23 protein-coding genes and 1 tRNA gene are annotated in these 24817 nt (G+C 60.2%); 11 read left to right on the top strand and 13 right to left on the bottom strand.

The features are described 5' to 3' along the window. Entirely contained in the window at positions 1-921 is a 921-nt protein-coding gene (locus tag CPter91_RS14195; RefSeq protein ID WP_061941354.1) for a DnaJ C-terminal domain-containing protein, read from the top strand. 11 nt (positions 922-932) lie between these two features. Continuing rightward, positions 933-1256 carry a chaperone modulator CbpM gene (locus CPter91_RS14190; protein ID WP_061941352.1) on the top strand — a complete coding sequence of 108 codons (324 nt, stop codon included), beginning with the start codon at positions 933-935 and terminating at the stop codon, positions 1254-1256. A 19-nt stretch (positions 1257-1275) separates the two neighbouring features. Here CPter91_RS14190 and CPter91_RS14185 read toward each other — a convergent pair whose 3' ends face one another. The 8 genes from CPter91_RS14185 to CPter91_RS14150 all read right to left on the bottom strand — a co-directional run bounded on the left by CPter91_RS14185 (position 1276) and on the right by CPter91_RS14150 (position 8638). After that, entirely contained in the window at positions 1276-2241 is a 966-nt protein-coding gene (locus CPter91_RS14185) for a 2-hydroxyacid dehydrogenase (protein ID WP_061941351.1), read from the bottom strand. Positions 2242-2260: 19 nt separating this feature from the next. After that, the gene (locus CPter91_RS14180; protein WP_061941349.1) at positions 2261-3538 is read right to left on the bottom strand and encodes an MFS transporter; all 1278 of its coding nucleotides are present in this window, start codon (positions 3536-3538) and stop codon (positions 2261-2263) included. A 58-nt stretch (positions 3539-3596) separates the two neighbouring features. Beyond that, positions 3597-4553 (bottom strand): sugar kinase, encoded by a 957-nt coding sequence (locus CPter91_RS14175; protein WP_061941347.1) that lies wholly within the window; start codon positions 4551-4553, stop codon positions 3597-3599. Further along, entirely contained in the window at positions 4544-5347 is an 804-nt protein-coding gene (locus tag CPter91_RS14170; RefSeq protein ID WP_167595174.1) for a sugar phosphate isomerase/epimerase family protein, read from the bottom strand. Before CPter91_RS14170 ends, CPter91_RS14175 begins: the two co-directional genes overlap by 10 nt. A gap of 157 nt (positions 5348-5504) precedes the next feature. Next, entirely contained in the window at positions 5505-6557 is a 1053-nt protein-coding gene (locus CPter91_RS14165) for a LacI family DNA-binding transcriptional regulator (protein ID WP_061941343.1), read from the bottom strand. 124 nt (positions 6558-6681) lie between these two features. After that, the gene (locus CPter91_RS14160; RefSeq protein ID WP_061941341.1) at positions 6682-7068 is read right to left on the bottom strand and encodes a type II toxin-antitoxin system VapC family toxin; all 387 of its coding nucleotides are present in this window, start codon (positions 7066-7068) and stop codon (positions 6682-6684) included. Beyond that, positions 7065-7310 carry a type II toxin-antitoxin system Phd/YefM family antitoxin gene (locus tag CPter91_RS14155; protein WP_061941339.1) on the bottom strand — a complete coding sequence of 82 codons (246 nt, stop codon included), beginning with the start codon at positions 7308-7310 and terminating at the stop codon, positions 7065-7067. Before CPter91_RS14155 ends, CPter91_RS14160 begins: the two co-directional genes overlap by 4 nt. A 440-nt stretch (positions 7311-7750) precedes the next feature. After that, entirely contained in the window at positions 7751-8638 is an 888-nt protein-coding gene (locus CPter91_RS14150; protein WP_061941337.1) for a GntR family transcriptional regulator, read from the bottom strand. Between the two features lie 214 nt (positions 8639-8852). Here CPter91_RS14150 and CPter91_RS14145 point away from each other — a divergent pair, with 214 nt between their 5' ends. Beyond that, complete coding sequence (locus tag CPter91_RS14145) at positions 8853-9995, top strand: C45 family autoproteolytic acyltransferase/hydolase (RefSeq protein WP_061941335.1); 1143 nt, start codon at positions 8853-8855, stop codon at positions 9993-9995. Between the two features lie 192 nt (positions 9996-10187). Then, positions 10188-11246 carry a porin gene (locus tag CPter91_RS14140; RefSeq protein ID WP_061941333.1) on the top strand — a complete coding sequence of 353 codons (1059 nt, stop codon included), beginning with the start codon at positions 10188-10190 and terminating at the stop codon, positions 11244-11246. Between the two features lie 40 nt (positions 11247-11286). On the opposite strand, the gene CPter91_RS14135 is transcribed toward CPter91_RS14140, so the two are convergent. After that, positions 11287-11901: a YceI family protein gene (locus CPter91_RS14135; protein ID WP_082793489.1), complete on the bottom strand. Its 615-nt coding sequence runs from the start codon at positions 11899-11901 to the stop codon at positions 11287-11289. Between the two features lie 195 nt (positions 11902-12096). On the opposite strand from CPter91_RS14135, the gene CPter91_RS14130 reads away from it, so the two are divergent. Then, positions 12097-12792, top strand: a complete 696-nt coding sequence (locus CPter91_RS14130; protein ID WP_061941331.1) for a glutathione S-transferase family protein — start codon at positions 12097-12099, stop codon at positions 12790-12792. Positions 12793-12826: 34 nt separating this feature from the next. Beyond that, on the top strand, positions 12827-13264 hold the full coding sequence (gene arfB / locus CPter91_RS14125) for an alternative ribosome rescue aminoacyl-tRNA hydrolase ArfB (RefSeq protein WP_197481679.1): 438 nt from the start codon (positions 12827-12829) through the stop codon (positions 13262-13264). Positions 13265-13270: 6 nt separating this feature from the next. Here the strand turns inward: arfB and CPter91_RS14120 are convergent, their stop codons facing one another. Then, on the bottom strand, positions 13271-14407 hold the full coding sequence (locus CPter91_RS14120) for a metallophosphoesterase (RefSeq protein WP_061941329.1): 1137 nt from the start codon (positions 14405-14407) through the stop codon (positions 13271-13273). A gap of 222 nt (positions 14408-14629) precedes the next feature. Here CPter91_RS14120 and CPter91_RS14115 point away from each other — a divergent pair, with 222 nt between their 5' ends. Beyond that, a complete protein-coding gene (locus tag CPter91_RS14115) occupies positions 14630-16981 on the top strand; it encodes a patatin-like phospholipase family protein (protein ID WP_061941327.1) in 2352 nt (783 codons plus the stop codon). Between the two features lie 12 nt (positions 16982-16993). On the opposite strand, the gene CPter91_RS14110 is transcribed toward CPter91_RS14115, so the two are convergent. Both CPter91_RS14110 and CPter91_RS14105 read right to left on the bottom strand, forming a co-directional pair. Further along, the gene (locus CPter91_RS14110) at positions 16994-17800 is read right to left on the bottom strand and encodes an alpha/beta hydrolase (RefSeq protein ID WP_061941326.1); all 807 of its coding nucleotides are present in this window, start codon (positions 17798-17800) and stop codon (positions 16994-16996) included. Further along, positions 17797-19101 carry an MASE1 domain-containing protein gene (locus CPter91_RS14105; protein WP_061941324.1) on the bottom strand — a complete coding sequence of 435 codons (1305 nt, stop codon included), beginning with the start codon at positions 19099-19101 and terminating at the stop codon, positions 17797-17799. The genes CPter91_RS14110 and CPter91_RS14105 overlap by 4 nt, the downstream gene beginning before the upstream one ends. A 256-nt stretch (positions 19102-19357) precedes the next feature. Between CPter91_RS14105 and CPter91_RS14100 the strand changes: the two genes are divergently transcribed. Then, positions 19358-19984, top strand: coding sequence for a lytic polysaccharide monooxygenase (locus CPter91_RS14100; RefSeq protein WP_099047203.1), 627 nt, complete (start codon positions 19358-19360; stop codon positions 19982-19984). A 280-nt stretch (positions 19985-20264) separates the two neighbouring features. Here CPter91_RS14100 and CPter91_RS14095 read toward each other — a convergent pair. After that, positions 20265-20349, bottom strand: a tRNA-Leu gene (locus tag CPter91_RS14095). Positions 20350-20514: 165 nt separating this feature from the next. Between CPter91_RS14095 and rnr the strand changes: the two genes are divergently transcribed. From rnr to cysE, 3 genes are all read left to right on the top strand, one after another. Then, entirely contained in the window at positions 20515-22968 is a 2454-nt protein-coding gene (gene rnr / locus CPter91_RS14090) for a ribonuclease R (protein WP_061946245.1), read from the top strand. 152 nt (positions 22969-23120) lie between these two features. After that, a complete protein-coding gene (gene rlmB, locus CPter91_RS14085) occupies positions 23121-23864 on the top strand; it encodes a 23S rRNA (guanosine(2251)-2'-O)-methyltransferase RlmB (protein WP_061941320.1) in 744 nt (247 codons plus the stop codon). A gap of 180 nt (positions 23865-24044) precedes the next feature. After that, positions 24045-24794, top strand: coding sequence for a serine O-acetyltransferase (gene cysE / locus CPter91_RS14080; protein WP_061941318.1), 750 nt, complete (start codon positions 24045-24047; stop codon positions 24792-24794). Positions 24795-24817 lie beyond the last annotated feature (23 nt).

The raw sequence follows: 24817 nt of genomic DNA, 5'->3' as shown, positions 1-24817 counted from the left end.
ATGAAATTCAAAGACTACTACAGCGCCCTAGGTGTCGAGCGCGCTGCCAGCGCAGCTGAAATCAAGCAAGCGTATCGCAAGCTGGCGCATAAATATCATCCGGATGTCTCCAAGGATCCAGCCGGGGAAGAGAAGTTCAAGGAAATCGCGGAAGCTTATTCAACCCTGAAGGATACGGAAAAGCGCGCCGCCTACGACCAGCTGGGCAGCCACCAGCCCGGTGAAAACGTTGAGCCGCCACATGCCTGGCAGCAAGGGTTCAGCGATGGCGGAACGTCCTTTGGGGATGTCGACATGGCTGACATCCTGGCCGCTTTTGCGGCATCGCGCCAGGGCGGCCGCCCGCGGCCGAGCAGAGGCGAGGACTACGAAGTCAACACGCCCATCACGCTGGAACAGATTTACGACGGCGGCGAAACCGATGTCCGCCTGAGCATGCCGGAATACGACGAGCACGGCAAACTGCACCGGGTACCGCGCACCTTCCGGGTGCGCATACCGAAAGGCGCGGAAGACGGCCAGCGCCTGCGCTTGTCAGGCAAGGGCGGGCAGGGCAGCGATGGTGGCAAGCATGGCGACTTGTATGTGATGATGAAGCTGATTCCGCATCCCCTGTACCGGGTTAGCGGCAAGGACCTGTATTTCGATTTGCCGCTGACGCCATGGGAAGCGGTGCTGGGCGCGGCAGTGCAGGTGCCCACGCTGGGCGGCAAGGTGGAATTGAATGTTCCTGCCGGCACCGCCGCCAGTCGTCAGTTCCGCCTGGCCAAGCGCGGGCTGCCATCCGCCGGCGGCGAACAGGGCAACCTGTATGCCGTGGTCAGGATAGAGGTCCCGAAGACACCCACGGCGCGCGAGCGCGAGTTGTTTGAACAGCTCGCCGCAGAATCGGCTTTCGATCCACGTCAGCATTTGCATTGAGGAGAGCGGGAATGACTAGTCTGTTAGTAGAAGCCGTCTGGCTGAACGATGCGGACGCCTGCACGCTGGAAGAGCTGGCGGAATATTCCGGACTCAGCCATGCCGAGCTGGCGGAATTGGTGGCGCTGGGCGCCATCGAGCCTGATCGGGGCCAGGCGTCCGGCTACGTATTCAGATCGCAGACCATCGTGGTGGCCAGGACCGCGCGGCGCCTGCGTGACGATTTTGAACTCGATACGCAAGGTCTGGCGGTGGCGCTCAATCTGCTGCAGCGGATCCAGGCGCTGGAAGCGCGCCTGGCTGCCGCCGACGCTCGTCTGCCGCACCCGGTCTGAAGCACGGCGCCAAGCGTCGCTAGGCGCGATTCGCCACGTTCGGCGTCGGCTTGCCGCTCAAGGCATCCAGCAGGTTCTGCGCCGCACAGATTGCCATGCGCTTGCGCGTCTCATGCGTGGCGGAGCCGATGTGCGGCAACGCCACCACGTTCGGCAAACGCAGCAAAGGTGAATCCGCAGGCAGCGGCTCACGTTCGAACACATCCAGCCCGGCGGCGCGCAGGCGGCCGCTTTGCAGTGCCTCGATCAGCGCCGCTTCGTCGATGATGCTGCCGCGCGAGATATTCACGAGAATGGCGCTGGAGCGCATCTGCGCCAGTTCGGCTTTACCTATCATGCCGCGGGTCAGCGGTGTCAGCGGTACCGTGATGCAGACAAAATCGGCATCCTGCAGCAACTGGCCGAGCGGCGTGAAGCGTGCCGCATAGGCTGCCTCAGCGGCAAGGTCCGGCTTGCGGTTGTTGTAGAGAACCCGCATGCCGAAACCCAGCGCTGCGCGCCGCGCTATGGCGCTGCCGATGCGGCCCATGCCGATGATGCCCAGGGTTTTGCCGTGGACATCGCTGCCGAAGCAGTCTTCGCCTATGCTGTGGGTCCAGCGGCTTTGTTTGACATAGTCGGCCAGTTCCACCACCCGCCTGGCCGCAGCGAGTATCAGCGCAAAACCGGTATCGGCCGTGGTCTCGGTCAGGACGTCCGGGGTATTGAGCAGCACGATGCCGCGGCGCCGCAAGTCGGCCGGATCGAACTGGTCGACGCCGACGGAAATGGTCGAGATCGCCTTGAGCTGCGGCGCCTGGTCGAGAATCTCAGCATCGATCTTGAGGCTGGCGCCGATCAGGCCGACCGCATCTTTCAGCTGCGCCATGAAGGCGGCGCGGTTGCCGGCGTCGACGCCGTCGAACTGGACCACCTGGTAGTCTCGTTGCAGCATCGCCAAGACGTCGTCGGCCAGCTTCTTGTACGACACGATTTTTGCTTGCATCTTTTTTCCTGATCGTTTGTTATTGCGTGACAGATTGCGCCAGTGGCATGGCTTGCGCTTCCGGCTTGATGGAAATGGTCAGCACCACCGCCGCCAGCAAGCCGCTGGCCATGAACAGATAGGAAGCGGACGGGCTGCCGGTGGCGCCGTTCAGGTAGCCGACCACATAGGAGCCGAGGAAAGATCCCAGCGCGCCCATGCTGTTGATCAGCGCCATGGCGCCGCCGGCGACATTCTTCGGCAGCAGCTCGGGAATGATGGCAAAGAACGGGCCATAAGGCGCATACATGGCAGCGCCGGCAATCACCAGCAAGCTGTAGGACAGCCAGAAGTTGCTGCTGCCCAACAGGTAGGAGCCGAGAAATGCCAGGGCGCCGATCAGCAGCGCCGGCCAGACAAACAGCTTGCGGTTCTGCATCTTGTCAGAAGCCCAGGATGTCAGCAGCATAGCGATTACTGCCACCAGATAGGGCAAGGACGAGAGCCAGCCGGTTTCCACCATGCTGATATTGGCGGCGTTCTTGAGGATGGACGGCAGCCACAGCACGAAACCATAGACGCCGATGCTCCAGCAAAAATACTGCGCGCACAGCTTGATCACTGCCGGCGACTTGAATGCTTCGGCATAATTGCGCATCGGCTTCATGCCCACCTGTTCCAGGTCGAGGGCGGCCTTGAGGTCGGCCTTTTCCTGCGGCTGCAGCCAGGTCGATTCAGCCGGCTTGTCTTGCACCACGAACCACCAGATGCAGGCCCACACAATCGCCGGCACGCCTTCGGCGATCATCATGTGGCGCCAGCCGAAACTGTTGACCAGGTAACCGGACAGCACCGACATCCACAGCACCGTGACCGGATTGCCGAGGATAAGGAAGGTGTTGGCGCGCGAGCGTTCGTTTTTGGTAAACCAGTTGCTGATGTAGATCAGCATGGCCGGCATCACCGCCGCTTCCACCACGCCCAGCGAAAAACGGATCACCATCAGCATCGGAATATTGCTGATCACACCGGTCAGGGCGGCGCAGCTGCCCCACAGTACCAGGCTCCAGAAAATCATCTTCTTGACGCTGCGCCGCTCGGCATAGATGGCGCCGGGAATCTGGAAGAAAAAATAGCCGATGAAGAACAGGGCGCCGATCAGCGACGAGGTGCCTTGCGTGATGCCGAGGTCATGGTTGATGCCGGCGGCGCTGGCAAAGCCGAAGTTGGCGCGGTCCAGGTAAGCCAGGCTGTAGGTGATGAAGACGATCGGCATGATGAACCACCATCGCCGCATCGCCAGTTTTCTTGTTTCCATTGCTTGTCTCCTTGTGTTGATTGTCCGCTCTTCAGGTCTGCTGCCAGCCTGCTGTTTTTTAGCGGCGGTGTTCCAGCTGTTGCTCCAGTTGTTTCCGTGTCGGCAATCCCTCGCTGTCGCCCCTCACCTGGATCGCCATCGCCCCGATCAGGTTGCCGCGCGTAGCCGCAAAATGCGGATCGCGTCCTTCCAGCAAGGCGCTGATGACGCCGACCGCAAAGCCGTCACCGGCGCCGACCGTGTCGATCACCTTGGCGACCGGCGCGGCGGCGATGGTGGCTTCCTGATGGGCGGTGCGCAGATAGGCGCCGGCGCTGCCCAGCTTGATGATGACGCCGCTGGCGCCGCGCGCAAGGTAAAAGCCGGCGATCTCATGCGGGCTGGCCAAGCCGGTCAGGATGCGGCCTTCTTCCAGGCCGGGCAAGACCCAGTCGGCGTAGCAGGCCAGGGCATTGAGCCGGTCTGCCATTACCTCCCGTGACGGCCACAGGGTGGGGCGCAGATTGGGATCAAAGCTGATGCTTTTGCCTGCGGCCCGCATTTCGCCGGCGATATGGAAGGCCAATTCCAGCGACGACGCGGAAATCGCCGGTGCGACGCCGGATAAATGGAGATGGCGCGCCGCCATAAAATATTCCGGGCGATAATCGGCAATCGATAGATGGCTGGCGGCAGAGCCTTTGCGGAAGTATTCGATTTCCGGGTCGCTGCCGTCGTCGTTGCGCGACTTCAGCTGAAACCCGGTGGGATAGCGTTCGTCGATGGTGACGGCTGCGCTGTCGATGCCCTCGTTGGCAAGTGTCTCCAGCACGAAGCGGCCGAAGGAGTCGCGTCCGACGCGGCTCGCCCAGCCGACCTGGAGCCCCAGCCGCGCCAGGCCGGTGGCGACGTTCAGCTCTGCGCCGGCAGCACGTTTGATAAAGCTGTGCGCCTTGGCCAGGTCGCCGTCCTGATTGGCGACAAACATTGCCATGGCTTCGCCGTAGGTGACGACGTCAAGGGATTTTACCGGCATGTGCTGGCTCCGTGAGAGTGGGATGCCGGCGCCGAGCGCAGTTGCCGAGCATGATGAATTTGGGCGGCAGGATCGGCGGGCAAGGGATATTCGATTGCGCGCGGCGCGTCGCCGGGCAACCGGGCCAGGCAAGCGCGCCAGTCGATGCCGCCTTCGCCGGGCGCCACTGCAAAACGTCGCATGCCGCTGCCTCGCACATCCTTGCAATGAATATAGCGCACGTGCGATGCCAGCACCTGCGCAGCCGTCACGGCATCCTCGCCGGCCCAGCTCCAGTTGCCGATATCGAAAGTCATGGCTACCGGGATGACCGGGGAATGGGCTGCGCAGATGGAAAAAAAGCTGCTGAATTCGCTGATGCGGCTGCCGGTTTTTTGCTGGCCGTTCTCCAGCAGCAGCGTTACCGCCGATTGACTGAGGGCGTGTTGCAGGGCCGTGGTATCGACGCCGCCGGCATAGTCATGCATCTGCAGTTTAAGTGTGGCGGCGCCGAGGATGGTTGCTTCATGCAGGCGCGCGGTCAGCAGCGCCAGATCCAGATCGCCGTTTTGCCGGAACAGGGATTCCGGCGCTGAATACACCGCCTGCAAGCCGTGCGCGCCCATAGCGTCTTTTAAACTGGCAAGCTGCAGGGCGATTTCAGCATCCGAGCCGGTGCATAGTTCGCGCCGGACCTCGAGTCCGTCGGCGCCGGCGCCGGCAGCGAGCGGCAAGACTGCGGCATGGCCTTGTTTTTGTACAAAATCGACGCCGTAGGCCGAGGCCACGATGAGGATCTTCAGCGTTGCTTGCAAATCTGTCTCCTGAATCAGGTTTTTGCTTCGCATTTCTAGGATGCGATGGCGTTATGGAATCGGTTCCATAAGGAACTCAAAAAATTGCCTGATATGCAAATTCAGGCAAGGATATTTCTTGGAACCGGTTCCAAAGTAATCCATAAAAAACAGGCCGTCAAGTCTCGGTTACATTTTTCAGCGCCCCGGTAGAACCGCGGATGATCAATTCGCCGGGGAAGGCTTGCATGCGCGCGGGGCTGACGATGCCGTCGATGCGCTGCACCAGGAAATCCAGCGCGGCATGGCCTATGTCGAAAGTGGGCTGGCGGATGCCGGTGATACCGCTGCCGGCCAGCGCCGCCCAGTTCGGATCGTCAAAACCCAGCAAGCCGATATCCTCGGGCCAGCGTGCGCCCAGTTGCTGCAGGCCGAGCGCCACATTCAGCAGCATGCGGCCGTTGCCGGCAAAAATCGCGCTGCGTTTTTTGCTTTTCAAGGTTTTTCGCAGGGCGTCGGCAAGTGCGGCGCTGTCTGCCATGTCCAGTTCCACTGTACTCGCCGAGTAGCCCTTGCCGGCGGCAGCCACTACCTGGCGCAGCGCCTGTTCGCGTTCGCTGCGGCTGCTGATCTGGCCGATCGGTTCGGTAAAAAAATGAATCGCCTGGAATCCTTGCTGCAGCAAATGCTGTGTCGCCAGGGCGGCGGCTTGCCGGTTGTCGAGGCCTACCATGTCGCACTGCAAGTGAACGGCGCGGCGATCGATGATGACCAGCGGCAGGCCGGCGTTGCTGATGGACGCCAGATCTTCCTCCGGCAAGCCGATGGGATTGATCACCAGGCCTTCGACCCGGTAATTGGTCAGCAAATCCAGATAGCGTTTTTCCAGTTCCAGCTGGTTATCCGAATTGCACACCATCAGCATGAATCCCTGCTTCTGGCAGGCGGCTTCGACGCCGCGCATTACCTCGACTGAATAGGGGTTGCTGATGTCGGCCACCACCATGCCGATCATCCGCGTGCGGCCGCGCTTGAGTCCGCGCGCCATCTGATTGGGACGGAAGCCGAGCGTGCCGATGGCTTGCTGGATGCGTAAGCGCAAGGCCTCGGAAAGGCTGTCGAATTCGCCGTTGAGATAGCGCGAAACACTGGTTTTACCCACTTTGGCTTCGCGCGCAACGTCGGTGATGGTCGGGGGGCGCTGCGTATCTGTGCTGGGTGTCGGGCGCATGGGCAAGCCAATAAAAATGTTGAAGCAAGCGATTTGTTCTTGCGCATTATTTCATGCCGCTTGCAGATGGAACAGAATCTTTGCACCCCGTTCAGGCAACGGCTAGTTGGGGGCAGGACTTCGTTTACATCAACCGGATAGGCCCGGGGTATTGTGCAACCAGTGAATCGACGGTCAACAGGAGGATGCCCTCGACGGTCGCCTGGGCGACCAGAATGCGGTCAAACGGATCTTTGTGAATGGGAGGCAGGCTGTCGATCGCCACGGCGTGCTCGCTGTCGATCACCAGCTCGCTATAGCCATTGTCCAGCAGGCCGCGCCGCAACAACCGTGCATCAACCTGGAAATCGCTGCGTCCGAGGCCACGCTTGATGGCAATTTCCCACAGGCTAGCGGCGCTGAAGAACAGTTCATTTTCCTGAGAACCGATCAGGGCAAGCGCGGGCGCCGATAAGCGATCGGGGGTTCCCGCAGCCCATAGAAGCAAATGCGTATCCAGCAGCAACTTCATGCATCGCCGTCAAACAGTTGTTCGATCTCGCTGCCGCCCATGCGGTCGAAGTCATCCGGTACGGCGATCTGGCCTTCCATGAAACCCAGCCGCATTAGCTGGCTTGCTTCTGGCGCATTGAGTGCCATTACCTTGACCAACGGTTTTCCGGCCTTGGCGATGACGAAAGATTCGCCCTTGGCAGCTTGCTCTACCAGGCGGGATAAATGCGTCTTGGCTTCGTGGATGTTGAAGGTTTGCATGACATCTTTAGTTGGACTAAGTTCGATTAGTTTAGTCCGTTTCAGGCTGCGCTGCAAGAGAACGCTTTTTGTGTAGCAGATCTAGGGCCTGTTAACAATTAATTTGGGAGTGCGAACGTGCGGCAGGCGTTACAGGCCTAGGCGCGACGACGCGACGTAGCGGTGCTACGGCAAGGAGGCGGATGGCCGCCCCAAGTAACGACGGCATGTGACGCCTGCAGCCGTTCCCGGAGGGTTCCCACCAAAACGTGCGCTGGCCGCGTTGCATGGCTTGCTGGGGCTTCAGCCCCAGCTACGCCACGCGCCTTGCCAGCACACGTTTTGGTGAGAACGCATCTCCCAAATTAATTGTTAACAGGCCCTAGTCCGCAAGGTAAACGAATTCAGATATATGCATGGAAATCCCCCCCATTGGCTCTTTTGCATCTATAAATACACCGCTATTTAGTGTCCCGGGCGACTGTCAAATGATGCTTCATTAAGGCAGATGCCCATTCCTTGTTGCCGTGTTCCAGCGCCTCGATGATCTGCAAGTGCTCCCTGCAGGAATCAATCTGGCGTGGGGCGTGGTAAAGCGCCAGGTGCTCATCAAGCCGAGCGAACTGGTTTTGCTGCTGAACTGCCTGCAGGACGAAACGATTGTTGGAGAAGCGGGCCAGCATTTCGTGAAATGCCGCATTGAGAGTAAAAAAAGCCGCGGCAGAATATTCGGCTTCCGCCTGTTGCAGCAGCTTCTCATGCGCCAGGCGGCTGTTGCTTAGCTGGCCGGCGTCGGCCTTGAAGCTGTTTTCCAGCAGGCCGGCGCATTCCACGGCGATGCGGAACTGATAGCTTTCGGTGATCAGCTCCGGAGCGCTGACGATAGGCGGGAAGTTCCAGCCCTGGCCGCGCCGCTTTTCGATCAAGCCATCTGCCGCCATGCGCACCAGCGTACCTCTGAGCAGGCTGCGCGACACTGGGTACTGCTCCAGAAAATCGGTTTCTGTCATGGTGTCGGCCAGCAGCCTGTGCTTGCGGTCGTCGATCATCTGCTGATACAGGGCATCGCCGCTGATGCCGGCGACAAAGATGCTCGGGACTGGCTGCGGGCTGGTGTTGGCGCTGACGAAATAGCCGCTGTTGACGTGGTAATCCAGCAGTTCCTGTTGCGCCACCAGGCGCAGTGCTGCTTTGACCGGCGTGCGCGAGACGTCGAACTGGCTTGCCAGGCTTTCTTCTGTCAAGTGAGTGCCGACTGGCAACTCGCCTGTAGTGATCTTCTGGATCAATCGATTGGCCAGATCGAGCTGCAACGGGCTGGGGCCGCTGGGATGTTTGATTTTGCTCATTCTCTCGCCGCAGAGTGATTAATAAAAATACATTCAAATAGATGTTAATTGATTAATATCATATGAGTAAACATCTCTGCAAGCGACTTTGGCAGCCAGTTCTTGTAAGGGAGTTCTTAAAAAACATCTTCAAATTGAATTTATCAAAAAATTAATACAAGATATGGAAAATTGTCGATTGATTAATTTTTTTTGAGCGAGGCTGTGGGTGAACATGCGTGATACAGATACTGGCCATTTCCCTTTGATTGAGGTCGCCGGTACAGCTTATCAACGCGGCAGGCAGCACGGCAGTGCCGCGCCGGAGCGTGTTGCACGCAGCGCGCGCCTGTATCGACGGCAATTGATGCGGCAGGGCCTGGGAGGCGATCGTCTGACCAGGCTGGCGCTCGGAATGCGCGCCGTCATCCAGCGTTTCGATTCTGCCTATCTGGATGAAATGCAGGGTATTGCCGATGGCGCCGGCGTGTCGCTGGCAGATGTGATCTTGATCAATTGCCGTACCGAGATGATGTTCTGCCACAGCGACTTGAAAATGGTTTGCCGGGAGCTTGAGGACCGCTGTACCGGGCTCGTGGTATTGCCTGAGCACGCGGCAGCCGGCCGCTTGATGCATGCGCATAACTGGGACTGGCGGCAGGAGTGCGCCGATACCGGCATTGTCCTGCGGATCCGTCGCGACGGCGCGGACCAGCCCGATCTGCTGCTGTTTGCCGAAGCGGGGGCGCTGGGGCGGCACGGTTTTAACGGCGCCGGTCTGTCGATGAGTGGTAACTTCCTGAGTTCTGATCGTGATTACCGTCAACTGGCCGATGTGCCGCTGGCGCTGGTGCGGCGCAAGATGCTGGAGGCGCCAGACATGGGCAGCGCCATGAAAATCCTGTGGCGCACACGACGCTTCTGCTCCCGCAACCTGATGCTGGCGCACGCCGGCGTCGACCGCGTTGGCCAGGCGCTTGGCGATGCTGTCAACCTGGAGTGCGCGCCCGACGAGATTTTCTGGCAGGCGCCGCAGCATGGCTTGCTGGTGCATGCCGACCACTGGCTGTGCCCGGTTGCCCGCGGCAAGCTGCGCGAACTTGGCCTGGCGGCCAATCCGGATTCTCTCTACCGTCAGCAGCGCGTCGAGACGGTGCTGCAGCAGGCGCTACGTCGCGGCAGCCAGAAAATTGACTGGGCTTGCATCAAGCATGTCCTGGCTGGCGATTTTCTGTATGCGGGCGGCGTGTTGCGCAAACCTGACGCCGAAGGGCGGCACGCAACGGTGGCGACGACCCTGATGGATGCGGGCGCCGGCGCCATGTGGATAGCGCGCAATCCCTGCCGATCGCAGGCTTTCACTGAGTATCGCCTATAGCCGTATGCGCCGTGCGCGTCGTACGCAAGGCTGACAAAAAAGAATCGCCGCTGCGTGGACGAGGACGGGTCACGGCTTTAAGCACTATCGATGGGAGGGGCGCATATGACATAGACAGCATTGCCGCAACGATTGCGCCGGCTGCAGACAGGAAGCCGGATCCAGAGGGAAGCAACCAGGAGGAGATTAACAATGAAGAAAAAATTCTACATGACGACGCTAGCCGCCATGCTGGCCGGCAGCGCCTGCGCCGAAACTGGCGTCACGCTGTTCGGCGTCATCGATACCGGTTTGGAAGTGTTGAACAACGTCCCCGACGCCAACGGGAACGCCAGCCGCCGCAGCCATCTCAATTCGGGCAACCTGTGGGGATCGCGCTGGGGCTTGCGCGGCCGCGAAGACCTGGGCGGCGGTTTGCAGGCCATTTACCATCTGGAAAGCGGATTTGATTCCGACACCGGCGCCTCCGGCCAGAATGGGCGCTTGTTTGGGCGTGGCGCCTATGTTGGCCTGGCGGGGAAATCCCATCAAGTGACGCTGGGGCGCCGTAACAATACCTTGTACGATTACATCTACCCTTTTGATCCGACGGGTATGGCGGCATACTCGGCGTTGACGCACGATGCCGTGCTGGCCGGCCGCGCCGACAACGCCATCCGCTACGATGGCCAATTCCAGGACCTGGAAATGACCGGGCTCTACAGTTTCGGCTATGACGGCAGTTTGAAAGATAGTGGCGAAATGGCCGGCGCCCCCAGAATCGGGCGTGAACTGGGCATAGGCTTGCGGTATGCACCCGGTGCGCTGGCTTTCGGATTGGCTTTCGACCAGCGTCATGGCACGTCCCATGCATCGCAGGGCATCGCGGACAGGCGGCTTGCCGCCGGTGTCAGCTACAGCAGCGGATCGGTGATCTCCTATTTCGGTTACCGCTGGTTTGCACCGACTTCCCCCGACATGTCTTCCCGCGCATCCAATCTGTATTGGGGAGGCTTGAAGTACCAGGCGACTCCTGCATTTTCCATGGTCGGAATGAGCGCGTATACCGACACCAGGGGCAGTGCGGCCGATCCGCTGACCTTTGCATTATTGGGAACTTACGACCTGTCCAAGCGCAGCAGCCTGTATCTGCTGGCGTCGTACGCCAGCAACCGCGGCGGCTCGAATCTGGGCGTCAATGGCTTTGATGAGCAAATCGTCAGCGGCAGCAACCAGACCGGGGTGATCGCCGGCATTCTCCACCAATTTTGAAACCGGGGGCGCCGCGGCTCAGCCATGGCCCGGCGCCGTTTCAATATTCCTTGATTGCTTCGACGCTAATGTGCAAGGTCACCGCATCGCTGACAAACGGCACGTAGCGCCCCAGTTTGTAATCGCTGCGCAGGATGCTGGCTGAGCCGTTGGCGCCGCAGGCTTGCTTGCCGTAGATAAGCATGAAGCGGCAATTGAAATTGCTGATCTGCAGCGTGACCGGATGGCTGATGCCCTTGATGGTCAGGTCGCCATCCACTTGCGTCAACTGCGGCCCGTCAAAGTGCAGGGCGGACGATTTGAAGCTGATCTTCGGGAAGTTGGCGCTATCGAAATAATCGCCTGAACGCATGATCTGATTGAAGCCGTCGCTGCCGGTGCTGACCGATGCGGCGTCGATGTCGATCTCGACGCTGCCGCTCTGGTTGTCGCGGTCCAGCTCAATGGTGCCGGTAGTGGTGTCGAAGCGGCTGCGCTGCATCGACAAGCCCCAGTGGCTGTATTCGAAGTAGGAAAAAGTATGTGTGCTATCGATTTGATAGCGCTCGGCGGCGTTGCTGGCGTTGCCGGCCAGCGCCAGCAGCAACAGCGATCCGCGCAGCAGCAGGCCGCTTGCGTTGGCGGATGCATGGGGTCCGGAACTAGATGTTTTCATTTTTTTTGGCAAATGGTCGGCTGCGATAGCCATCATGCCTCAGGTGACATGGTTATGCCATAGTTGCACGAGTATTCTTCCCTGAAAACATATAAAATCCTTGTTGCATCTGTGAGGGCAGCTCGTCGGAGCGCTGTACAGATTGCAGCTTGGCCATGCCTAACCAAAACAATTCAAACCGGAGTGTCTGCCATCATGTATGAGCTGTATATTGCCAATAAAAATTATTCGTCGTGGTCCTTGCGCCCTTGGGTGCTGATGCGTGAACTCGGCCTGGCGTTCAATGAGCGCCTGATGCCGTTTTCCGCCGGAGGCATTGGCGCTAATTGGGATGCTTTCCGCAGTTTTTCGCCAACCGGTAAAGTGCCCGCCCTGAAAGATGGCGAGACCGCAGTCTGGGATTCGCTCGGCATCACCGAATATCTGGCAGAGCGCCATGCCGGCGTCTGGCCGGCGGATGTACAAGCCAGGAGCTGGGCCCGTTGCGCCGCCGCCGAGATGCATTCCGGCTTTGGCGCCTTGCGTGAATACTGCACCATGAATTGCGGTGTCCGGATCAAGCTGGCGCAGGTGCCGGCGGCACTTGCGCGCGATGTCGCGCGGCTGGATGAACTTTGGAGCGAAGGTCTGCAGCGTTTCGGCGGACCTTTCCTGGCTGGCGCCGGCTTTAGCGCTGTCGACGCGTTCTTTGCGCCGGTCGCCTTCCGGGTGCAAACCTATGGCTTGCAGCTGAGTCCGGCTGCGCAAGCCTACGCTGCACGGTTGCTGCATCTGCCGTCGATGCAGCAATGGCAGGCGGATGCTTTGGCGGAAACCTGGCGCGAGCCGGGCCATGAAGCGGAACTGGCGGCGGCGGGCAGCTTGCTAGAAGATCTGCGCAGCCGGGCCTGACATTGCCCCTGTCATTGCCCCTATAATAATGCGCATGTTTCCTCTTAACGACGACAAGCTGCTGCGCATTACCGATTCGCTCGCCATCCCTTTGAGCGAGATCGAGATCAGCGCCGTCCGTGCCCAAGGGCCGGGCGGCCAGAATGTCAACAAGGTGTCCTCGGCCATCCATCTGCGTTTCGATATCCAGGCGTCGTCGCTGTCCGAGTTCTACAAGGAAAGGCTGCTGGCTTTGAACGACCAGCGCATTACCAAGGACGGCGTGCTGGTGCTTAAGGCGCAGCAGTCGCGCAGCCAGGAAAAGAACAAGGGCGAAGCCTTGCTCAGGCTGCAGGAGCTGCTGCTGAGCGTCACCGTGATCCAGAAGAAAAGGCGGGCCACTGCGCCCAGCCGCAGTTCCCAGCTTAAGCGCGTCGACAGCAAGACCCGGCGCGGCAAGGACAAAGCCATGCGCGGCAAGGTCGTCCTCTAGGATTTGTCATGCGAGGACCAGCCGCAGGCGGGTAATTTCAGAAGGTGCGAAAAGACGCTTGGGCGGACCCCAGTAACCAGTGCCGCGGCTGGTGTACACCCATAGGTTGCGCAGGCGGTTCAAGCCCGCGGTATACGGTTGCTGCAAGGGCACGAACAAGTTCCAGGGAAAGAACTGGCCGCCGTGAGTATGGCCGGACAGTTGCAGGTCGAAGCCGGCCTCGGCCGCCGCCGTGGCGGAGCGTGGCTGGTGTGCAAGCAGCAGCTTGACAGCAACATGTTGCGGGCTGCCAGCCAGCGCCGCCTGCGGATCGCTGCGTTCGGCTTCGTCGAAATGATGGGCGCTATAGTCGGTCACCCCAGCCACCAGTAGCGACGCTCCTTGATGCATGAGGACCACGTGCTCGTTCATCAGCACCGTCAGTCCCAGCCGGCGCACCTCGGCCACCCATTCCGGTGCGTTCGAGTAATATTCATGATTGCCCGTGACAAAATAGGCCCCGTGGCGCGATTGCAAGTTGGCCAGCGGCGCCGTGTGCGGCGCCAGTTCCAGCACGCTGCCGTCCACCAGGTCGCCGGTAATGGCGATCAGATCCGCTTTCAGGGTATTGACCTTGTTGACGATGGCATCCAGATAGCCGCGCTTGATGGTAGGGCCGACATGGATGTCGCTGATCTGGGCGATGGTGAATCCTTGCAGAGCAGCAGGCAAGTCACGGATCGGGATGTCGACGTCCACCACGGCGGCGAGCCGGCGTGCATTGACATAGCCGACCACGCTGGATACCGCGGCCAGCAGCAAAACCGCCAGCGCACTCCAGGCTGGCAGGCGCGCATCGTGTACGCCAAGCCAGGGCAACACCAGCAAACACAGTTCGCGCAGCAAACTGATGACAAACAGCGATGAAAAAATGCCCATGGCCAGCATGCCGGCCCACGCCAGGCGGTCGGACAAGGGCTGACTTTTGATGACGCGTCCCAGCATGCCGGCCGGAATCAGCAGGAACGACAGCAGCAGCCACAGGCCGAGCAGGGTTTGCAGCAGCGGCATTGCGCTCAGTGCGGGCATCAGCATCCAGCCGATCAAGGCGTGCAGGGCGCCCAGCAATAACAGTACAGTCAGGATGGCAGCGCGGGATGGCATGTGGAGGCCTGTGAAAAGAGAGTAGGAATGTGGCGAACGATGAAACGACGCTGTTGCGCCTTTGCTCCCATATTAGGGCGCGCACCCGGGCTTCAAGAGAGCGTGGTTTGGATAAAACATCCGATGTAGTGCCAGGCCCAGGGGCTTATTCAAATATAATCATGCGGGTCTTTACTTAACAATCCTGTTCAATCCTATTCTCGGGTGTTTTTCTTGCCATCCATGCCTCTTTTGAAGCGAAATATTGTGAATTTCCGTTCGTTGCGCAACTTTTGTATATATCTCGGCTACCTGCTGCTGGGCCTGGCGCATGCCGGCGTGGCATCGGCGGCATCGGCCACGGCGGCCGGAGATGCCAATAGTGCAAACAAGGTTGCGCCGGCCCGGCCGCGCATCGGCTTGGTGCTGTCCGGTGGCGGCGCCCGCGGCTATGCGCATCTGGGCGTGTTGCAAGTGCTGGAGAAAATGCATATCCCGATTGACTATGTGGCCGCCACCAGCATGGGCGCCGTGGTCGGCGGGCTGTATGCGAGCGGGCTGTCGGTCGATGAGCTGGACCGCATCCTGACCGAGACCAACCTGAGCGATATCGCCTTCGACCGCAATGACCGGGCAGAATTGCCGCAGTTCCAGCGTGAAGACGATTACCAATATCCTATCGGTTTGTCCGCCGGCTATGGCGACGGTAAGCTGAAACTGCCGAAGGGACTGGTGCAAGGTAATAATCTGCTGACCTTGCTGCAGAACTGGACCCCGCAATTGCCGGCGAATATTTCCTTTGACAAGTTGCCGACGCCTTTCCGCGCGGTGGCGACCGATCTTGGCACCGGCGCCGAAGTCATATTAAGCCAAGGCTCGTTGCCGCGCGCTATCCGCGCCAGCATGGCTGTGCCCGGCCTGTTTGCACCGCTCAAGCTGGATGGCCGCACCCTGGTGGACGGCGGCCTGGTGCAGAACCTGCCGGTATCGCTGGCGCGCAGCATGGGCGCCGACATCATCATCGCGGTCAATATTGCTACCGACCTGCAGGACCCCGCCACTCTCGATTCGCCAACGGCGGTAGCACAGCAGATGGTGACCATCCTGATCCAGCAGAACGTCAAGCATGAAATAGAAACGCTCAAGAAAAACGACGTCTTGATAGAGCCTAACCTGGGCGACTTGTCATTTGCCGATTTTTCACGTGGCAAGGATGGCGTCAAGGCCGGCTACGACGCTGCCGAACGCCAGAGTGCAAAACTGGCTGCGCTGGCGCTGCCGCCACAGCAATGGAAGGAATATCTTGCATCGCGCAGCAACGGTCCGGTGCTGGCGCCGAATACCCATATCGATGAAATTCAAATCAGCAGCAACGGCCGGGTGCCGGCCGCTGTGGTGCGCCGTGCCTTGGATGTCAAGGAAGGCGATCTCTATAATCCGGTTGCCTTGAACAAGGAAGTGGCGCGCTTGTCGACCAATGGCGACTTCAAAAGCGTGACGCAAGAACTGGTGCCGGAGGATGGTCGCAATGTATTGAAAGTGGACGCCGAGGACAAATCGTGGGGGCCGCATTTCCTATTGTTCGGGCTGGGCGTGTCGAACAGCTTCAATGGCCGAGGCGACTTCAATCTGCAACTGGGGCACCGCCTGCCGTGGATGACGCAGAGCGGCCTGGAGTGGCGCAATGATCTTGTCTTGGGCAGCAAGCAGGCCAGCCTGCATACCGAATTGCGCCAGCCCATATGGAATACTGTCGGGCTGTATGTGGCGCCCTATGCCGAATACGCACGGCGCCATATCGATCTGTATTTCGACGAGGGCACGGCGAATTCAAATACCGTGCCGGTGACGGCCTATCGGGTCGACACCACCAAGGTAGGGCTAGACATCGGCATGCCTATCGGCCGCCTCGGAGAACTGCGTACCGGGGTCTACTACCAATGGCTGGAGGCCAGGCCGACTTATAACTTTCCGCAGGCGCTGGCGGAGGTTTTGCCGGGTGTGGTGTTCGACAGCTTTCATGTAAAGCAGCCGGTGATCCGGACCCAGCTTACTGTGGACCAGCTGGATGATCCGCTGTTTCCGCGCAAGGGTTATTATCTTTCCGCCGTCAGCAACATTGCCTTCGGTGGCGCAGCCAACAGTTACAACGATGCCCAGGGCAAGGCGTTGTGGGCGGTCAGTCGCGGCCGCAATACACTCAACCTGGCGCTGGAAGCTGCGGGCACTTACGGCAACGAATCGAACGAGGCCAGCGGCAATGGCGGGCTGGGATTCACGCTGGGCGGCTTTCAGCGCCTGTCGGCCTACGCGCCCGACCAATTTTCCGGCAACTACTTGCTGTATGGTCGCATGACGTATTTGCGCGACATGCCCGATCTGAACTTGCCGGGATTGCGTAACACGGTGTTTGGCAGCAGCCTGGAAGTCGGCGATGTCTGGCAGAACAAGGACGCGTTTGCCTCGGGGCCCTTCAAGAAAAGCGCCAGCATGTTCATGGGCGGCAGCAGTTTCCTCGGCCCGCTGTATTTCGGCGCGGCGATTGCACCGCGCGGCGTCTGGAATCTGTATCTCCAGCTGGGCCGGGTGTTCTAACCAGATGGAGCGCTAGGCTTCAGCCTTGTCGGCGCCGCGCATCCGCCGCGGGGGCGCCGGCGGATAACCGAAGAATTCCAGCACGCTGTTGGTGACCAGGTCACGGTCGTTGTCGACGCAGATCATGTGGTAACTGTTTTCCAGCACCACCACCCGCACATCCGGCAAGGCCGCCTGCAGGAATTCGGCCGATTTCAGGCTGGTCAGCTCGTCTTCGCGCGCATGCACCACCAGCGTCGGGCAAGAAATGTTGCTGGCGCGCGCCAACACCTGGCGGCGCAAGCGGTCGACTTGGCGGATGCAGGCCAGTGGCACCCAGCGATAATGGAAATTGTCGCCGCGCGCGAACTTGGCCTTGACGATGGCCCGCACCGTGGTGTTCTTGATGCCGAACGGCTCGTCTTCCTCTACTTTCATCTTGGCGGACATGCCGGGAATGCAGTACACCACATGCCGCAGCTGGCGGTACCAGGGGGTCGACCAGCCATCGATGAAGACCGGCGGCGCCAGCGTCACCAGCTTGCCCTTGGCATGCTGCACACGCTCGCACAAAGCCAGCGCCAGCAGGGAGCCCAGGCACATGCCGAGGACGTGGAAGGTCTCGTATTGCGGCGCCAGTTCCTGATACGCGGCGGCGACGGCGTCCAGCCAGTCTTCCATGCGCACGTTCACCAGATCCTCCGGCTGGCCGCCATGGCCAGGCAGGGTGACGGCGTGGGTCTCCACTCCCGCACGCTGCAACACCTTGTGCATGGACCCGAGATCGAATTGGGTGCCGCCCAGGCCGTGAATCAGCAGGGCGCCGGTACGAACGCTCATAGGGCAGCCGGTCCTTGGCTCGGTTGCCGTTCTTCTTCCCTGATGTGCAAACGCCAGGCGCCGGCAACCATGGCCACGGACTCATCCGCATCCAGCAGCACCGCGCTCATGTCGGTCATGTCGGTAATGTGTCCGGCTGGCAGCAGCAAACGAAAACGCAGGTCGGGACGGGCATCGTCATCCATGTCTTCCAGCCAGCGGCTGCGCAATTGCTGGCGGTCGTCGGGGTGGACATGCGTCAATACCTGGTCGAGCTCGCTGAAGGCGCTGGCCGGCACGCCCAGCAATCCTTGCAGGTCGCCGTTCCAGCACAGTTTCTTGCTATGCGGATCGATGCTGTAGACCAGCTGGCGGCTGACGGTCAGCGCCAGCTCGACGTCGCTTTTCCATTGCGCGGCGTCTTCGTGCAATTGTTCGCGGGTGGTTTTGAGGGCGCTGATCAGCAGGCAGAGCAGGGCGGCGACCGCCAGGTAGAGCTGAGCTTCCAGCAGCGAATGTTTGGAATAATTATCGGCGAAAGCGGCGAATGGACCTTCGCCCTGCACTGTATTCAAGAGTGCAAAGAAAGCCAGCATGGCGACTGCCAGGGAACCGCCGCGGCCGCCCCACAGCAGGGTCACCACCGCCGCGAAAAACAGCGGCACGTAGGTCAGCGCAAAATTGACGCCGGCGGAAAAATTGCTCAGGCTGTGGCCGTCGAAAATGACGTAGGCGGTGATGCCGAGCGCGATAAAAGCCGCCAGGCCCAGCAGGAAATCGCTACGGTCCATGCCGCCCGAACGCATGGCGTGGAAGCGCGACCAGCCGGCCAGCACCGGCGTCACGATCAGGATCCCGACCAGGTCGGAGGCTGCCCAGATGCGCGCAGTCGGCCAAAAGGGAACGTCTTTCACGAACAGGAACCAGGCCGCGCCGATCGCCGCGCTGACGGTGCTGCAGGCAACCCCGGCGATCAACAGGCCGCGGACGAAATACAAGCCTTCCATCGGCAACTGTGTCATCCGCACCAGCGCCACGGCAATCGCGGCGACGCCGATTTCGTCGAGAGCGAACAGGGTGACGCGCAACAGGTCGCGGTTCTCGATCCAGCCCAGCAGCAGTTGCGCCAGCACGAAACCGATGATCACCGGCAGCCAGCGCGCGGTCCTGGTCAGCATGAAGGCGGCCACCGTGACGCCGGCCGGCAGCCAGATATAGCCGGTGGCGGCAATCGGCCCGTTGAGCTGATGCGAGGTGTAGCCCATGACCAGATACAGCAAGCCCCAAAGCAGCGCGATGACAGATTGGTTGGTCAGTTTCACTATAGATGTCCTTATCGGGTTTGCGGCGTCGCCCTCAAAGCGCCGGCAAGGCGGGTTTGAGGTCTCGCACATTATAGGATAAGTCTGACAATTGTTTAGTGATCAAGCAAGACCGCGGGAGTATCTGCCTCTGTGGATGAGCGACTGTAAAGGTTGCCAGTTACGCTGCCCCGTCCCCGGCGGCAGAATCGACCTGCCCGCCGCAGCGCTGGCCGCTGCGCATTGGTCCACTGCTGCAAACTCCTTGGGGGAAACAATGAAACAATTATCGTCTGGTCTGGCCGTCATGCTGGCCATGGCGGCGCCGCTGCTGGCGCAGGCCCACGGTTATATAGATGCGCCCAAATCTCGCGCTTTCATGTGCAAGACGCAGGAGAACGCAGCTTGCGGTGCGATTCAGTATGAGCCGCAGAGCGTTGAGGGACCGAAAGGCTTTCCGGCGGCCGGCCCGGCCGATGGCGTCATCGCCGCCGCTGGCCTGGCGCAGTTTTCCGAATTGAATGCGCAAACGCCGACGCGCTGGAAGAAAGTGGCTTTGAAAGCCGGCGTCAACGATTTCAGCTGGTACTTCACAGCGGGACACATGACGCAGGACTGGCGCTATTACATCACCAAACAGGGCTGGAATCCGAACCAGAAGCTGAGCAGGGAGGCGTTCGATCTGCAGCCGTTCTGTATCGTCAAGGGTGGTTTCGCGCCGTCCAGCAACAGCCATGCCACGCATCGCTGCACCATCCCGGCCGACCGCGGCGGTTATCACGTCATCCTGAGTACCTGGAATATCGCCGATACCGGCAATGCCTTCTATCAGGTCATCGATGCCCAGATCCAGGCTGGAACCACGGTAAATCCGCAGAAAGTGATGATCAATCCGTTCCAGTGATCTGGCGCGGGAATAGTCCTAGGCAGGAAAACGCTTTAGTTTAACTAGGCAGATGTAGCGACCCGGCCGCTGTCACAGGCTGGGTTTTGTTGCGTCTGGAGCGATTGAAGCTGGTAATATGCAACGTGGCTAGCTCACTGGCGCGGCATCACGACGCGGGATGCGAGGGGGTGCATTGCTGGAATTCACTAGGCGCTCCCGGACTTATCGCATTGCTATGCCGGGAGGCCTGGAATTTTGCGGAGAGCCAGATCCCGAAAAGGATCTGGTCTATGGTATATGGTGCCCACGGAGGGACTCGAACCCCCACACCTTGCGGCACATGGACCTGAACCATGCGCGTCTACCAATTCCGCCACGTGGGCTTGAGAGAGCGAGATTATAAGCCAATGCGAAAATATGTCAACTATCATTTAAAAGAAGATAGAGCAGGGCCGTAAAAGCGGAAGATATAAGCTGCTTGGTTAGGAGATTGTCACAATCCTCCGTTACACTAAGCGTTGATGAATAACAACCAGTTGAAGAGCCTTTTGAGCCAATATTCCTACACAATCCCCAGCCGGGAGGAAATTCTCGGCCTTCTGCGGACTTCTTCCGAACCGCAAAACGCCGCCGCTCTGGCTGCTGCACTAAGTGTCAAACCCGATGAAATGGAAGGTTTGACGCGCCGCCTGAATGCCATGGAGCGCGACGGACAGATCAAGCCCGACCGCGGCGGCATCTACAAACTGACCAATTCCCCCGGTTTTATCGAAGGCCGCGTCAGCAGCCATCGCGACGGTTTCGGTTTTCTGATCCCCGACGAGGGTGGTGACGACGTTTTCCTGCCTGAGAAGGAAATGCAGAAAGTACTGCATGGCGACCGCGTCCAGGCGCGCATCGTCGGCACCGACCGCCGCGGCCGTCCGGAAGGGACTATCGTCGAAGTCGTCTCGCGCGCCAATACCCACGTGATCGGCCGTTTGCTGAATGAAAACGGGGTGTGGGTGATCGCGCCTGAAGACAAGCGCATCGGCCAGGACATCATCCTGGCAGGTTCGCCGGGCAAGGCCAAGGCCGGCCAGGTGGTGAGCGTGCAATTGACGGAGCAGCCGTCACGGTTCACCCAGCCGGTCGGCAAGATTGTCGAAATCCTCGGCGATATCGACGATCCAGGCATGGAAATCGAAATCGCGGTGCGCAAGTATGGCGTGCCGCATGAATTTTCCGAAGCCGCGAAGAAGCTGGCTGCGAAGCTGCCGGGCGAAGTACGCGCCGCTGACCTCGCCGACCGCGTCGATTTGCGCGACGTGCCGCTGGTCACCATCGACGGCGAAGATGCGCGCGACTTCGACGATGCCGTGTATTGCGAGCCGGTCAAGATCGGCCGCGCCAACGGTTATCGCCTGATCGTGGCGATCGCCGACGTCAGCCATTACGTCAAGCCGAACGATGCCCTGGATGTCGATGCGCTGGAGCGCAGCACCTCGGTGTATTTCCCGCGCCGCGTGATCCCGATGCTGCCGGAGAAGTTGTCCAACGGCTTGTGTTCGCTGAATCCCGACGTCGACCGCCTGACCCTAGTGTGCGACGCCGTGATCAGCGCCAAGGGTGAAATCAAGGCTTACCAGTTCTACCCGGCAGTGATCCATTCCGCCGCCCGCCTGACCTATACCGAAGTAGCAGCGATCCTGGGCAACACCAAGGGACCTGAAGCCGCCAAGCGTCCAGGCCTGGTGCCGCATCTGCTGCACCTGTACGAAGTGTTCCATGCGCTGCTGCAGGCGCGCCAGGCACGCGGCGCCATCGATTTCGAGACCACCGAGACCTACATCGTCTGCAATGCCGCCGGCAAGATCGAAAAAATCCTGCCGCGCACCCGCAATGATGCGCACAAGGTGATCGAAGAATGCATGTTGGCGGCCAACGTCTGTGCCGCCGACCTGATGGAGCGTCACAAGCATCCGGGCCTGTTCCGTATCCATGCGCATCCGACCAAGGAAAAGCTGACCATCCTGCGCACCTTCCTCAAGCAGGTCGGTTTGAACCTGGCCGGCGGCGATACGCCATCGGCTTCGGATTACGCCGAGCTGATGCCGAAGATCAAGGCGCGGCCAGATGCGATCCTGCTGCAGACCATGATGCTGCGCTCCATGCAGCAAGCGGTCTACAGCCCGGAAAACATCGGCCATTTCGGCTTGTCGTATGAATCGTATGCGCATTTCACCAGCCCGATCCGGCGTTATCCCGACCTGCTCACGCACCGTACCATCAAGGCCATCCTGCAAGGCAAGCGCTACGATCCGAAGGGACTCGACACCAGCGCGTTGAACACCATGCTGTCGCCGGCCGGCCGCAAGAAACAGGCGGAAGACAAGGCGGCAGGCAAGAAGAAAAACGAAGGCAGCCTGGCGATCTGGGAAGCCCTCGGCGTGCACTGTTCGGCCAATGAACGGCGCGCCGACGAGGCTTCGCGCGATGTCGAAGCCTGGCTCAAATGCTATTTCATCCGCGACAAGCTGGGTGAAGAGTTCACCGGCGTGATTTCCGGCGTGGCGACCTTCGGCATCTTTGTCCAGCTGGATGCGTTGTATATCGAAGGCCTGGTGCATGTCACCGAACTCGGCGCTGATTATTTCCAGTACGACGAAGCGCGTCACGAGTTGCGCGGTGAGCGTACCGGCATCCGCTACCAGCTGACCGATCGCGTCACGGTGCAAGTCAGCCGGGTTGACCTGGACGCGCGCAAGATCGACCTGCGCCTGGTCAATGAACCGGGCATCAAGACGGTACTGAAGAACGAAGCGCGTCGCGCCGACAATGAGCAAGGCCGCGGCGCCAAGCCCAAGGCTGGCGGCAAGGCTGCGCCGCAGAAAACCGCGCGGGTGACGACAGCGGCCAAGACCACGCCTGCAGGCAAGGCAAAGAAAGGCAAGGCGGCCGCTCCTGCAGAGAACGCACGGGCGCCGAAGGGCTTTACGAAATCCAGCAAGCGCAAGCGGTAGGGTGGGCACAGCGTGCCCACGCGGGTACTTCGCTTTTCGCAGTTAGGCATGGGTACAACGGCATGCCCACCCTATGGAAGCGTCGCATCAGCAAGATTTGTCATGATTTAAGTCTCAATAATAGTAAGTAGTCAGATTGAAATAGATAGAATATGAAAAGTAAAATGATTTTCGGCTTTCACGCCGTCACCGCGCGTTTGCGTCATGAAGCGTCGTCGGTGGAAGAGATTTACGTGGATGCCAGCCGCGTCGACCGCCGCATGCAGGATCTGCTGCAGGCAGCGAAAGCCGTGGGCGTGCGCGTCATTCCGGTGGATGACCAGCGCTTGTCGAACATTGTCGGCACCCGTCGCCACCAGGGCGTAGTGGCCAAGGCTGGCGAGCTGTCGCTGGCCCGTAACCTGGATGAATTGCTGGACGCGATCGTCGGTCCGCCGCTGCTGCTGATCCTGGACGGCATCACTGATCCGCACAATCTTGGCGCCTGCCTGCGGGTTGCCGACGGCGCCGGCGCGCATGCCGTGATCGCTCCCAAAGACCGCGCGGTCGGTTTGAATGCGACTGCCGCCAAGGTTGCCAGCGGCGCCGCGGAAACCGTCCCTTACATTACCGTGACCAACCTGGCGCGCACTTTGCGCGAGCTGAAAGAGCGCGAAATCTGGCTGATCGGTACCGATGAAGATGGCGAAAAGGGTTTGTATGAAGCTGACTTTTCCACTCCCGCAGCGATTGTCATGGGTTCCGAGGGAGAAGGCATGCGCCGCTTGACGCGCGAAACCTGCGACGTGCTGGTCAATGTGCCGATGTTCGGGGCGGTCGAAAGCCTGAACGTGTCGGTTGCTTCCGGCGTTTGCCTGTACGAAGCGCGCCGCCAGCGCATGGTCAAGGGTTGTTGATTTTACTTCTGCCGTACCCGTGCTGAGTCTCGGTCCGCCATCTGCCGGCGGACCAGGCCAACCACCTTTCCGGCCGGCGCTCAGTTGCTACATTCGCGGCCGTCCCCGAAGTTCCGTAGCAAAAGACGGCCGGCGTAATTTGGAATAACATTACGCCTCCGCATTCATTCGATACCCCCTATGTTCAGCAACATTCGTGAAGACATTGCCAACATCATGGCACGCGATCCCGCCGCCCGCACCCAATGGGAAGTGCTGACTTGCTATCCCGGACTGCATGCCATCATCCTGCATCGCTGGGCGCATCATTGCTGGCATAACGGCTTCAAATGGCCGGGACGCTTCATTTCGCATATCGCGCGCATTTTCACGGGGATTGAAATCCATCCAGGCGCCACCATCGGCCGCCGCGTCTTCATTGACCATGGTTTCGGCGTGGTGATCGGCGAAACCGCGGAAGTCGGCGACGACTGCACTATCTACCAGGGCGTCACGCTGGGTGGGACTTCTCTGAACAAGGGCGCCAAGCGCCATCCGACCCTGGCGCGCGGCGCCATCATCGGCGCCGGCGCCAAGGTGCTGGGCGGCTTCACCGTCGGCGAGGGCGCCAAGGTCGGCTCCAACGCGGTGGTGGTCAAGGAAGTGCCGCCGGGCGCGACCGCGGTCGGCAACCCGGCCCGCATTGTGCTCAAGGAAAGCGGCAGCGGCAAGGATGAAGCCGCGGCGCGCATGTTTGCCGCCTATGGCGTCACCCCGAACGGCGACGATCCCTTGTCGAAAGCGCTGCATGGCTTGATCGATAACGCCGCGGCGCAGGAACACCAGATCGACCGCATCATCGCGCTGCTGAAGAAGTCGGGCATGGCTTGCGAGAGCCTGCCGGAACTGGAAAAATTTGATCCGGACCAGCTCAACAAACTGGTTGAGTAAGTCCGCGCACCAGGAGAATTGTC

It is taken from the genome of Collimonas pratensis (assembly GCF_001584185.1).
In the GTDB taxonomy this organism is placed as follows: Bacteria; Pseudomonadota; Gammaproteobacteria; order Burkholderiales; family Burkholderiaceae_D; genus Collimonas; species Collimonas pratensis.
This window is presented reverse-complemented; position numbering and strand designations above follow the sequence as displayed.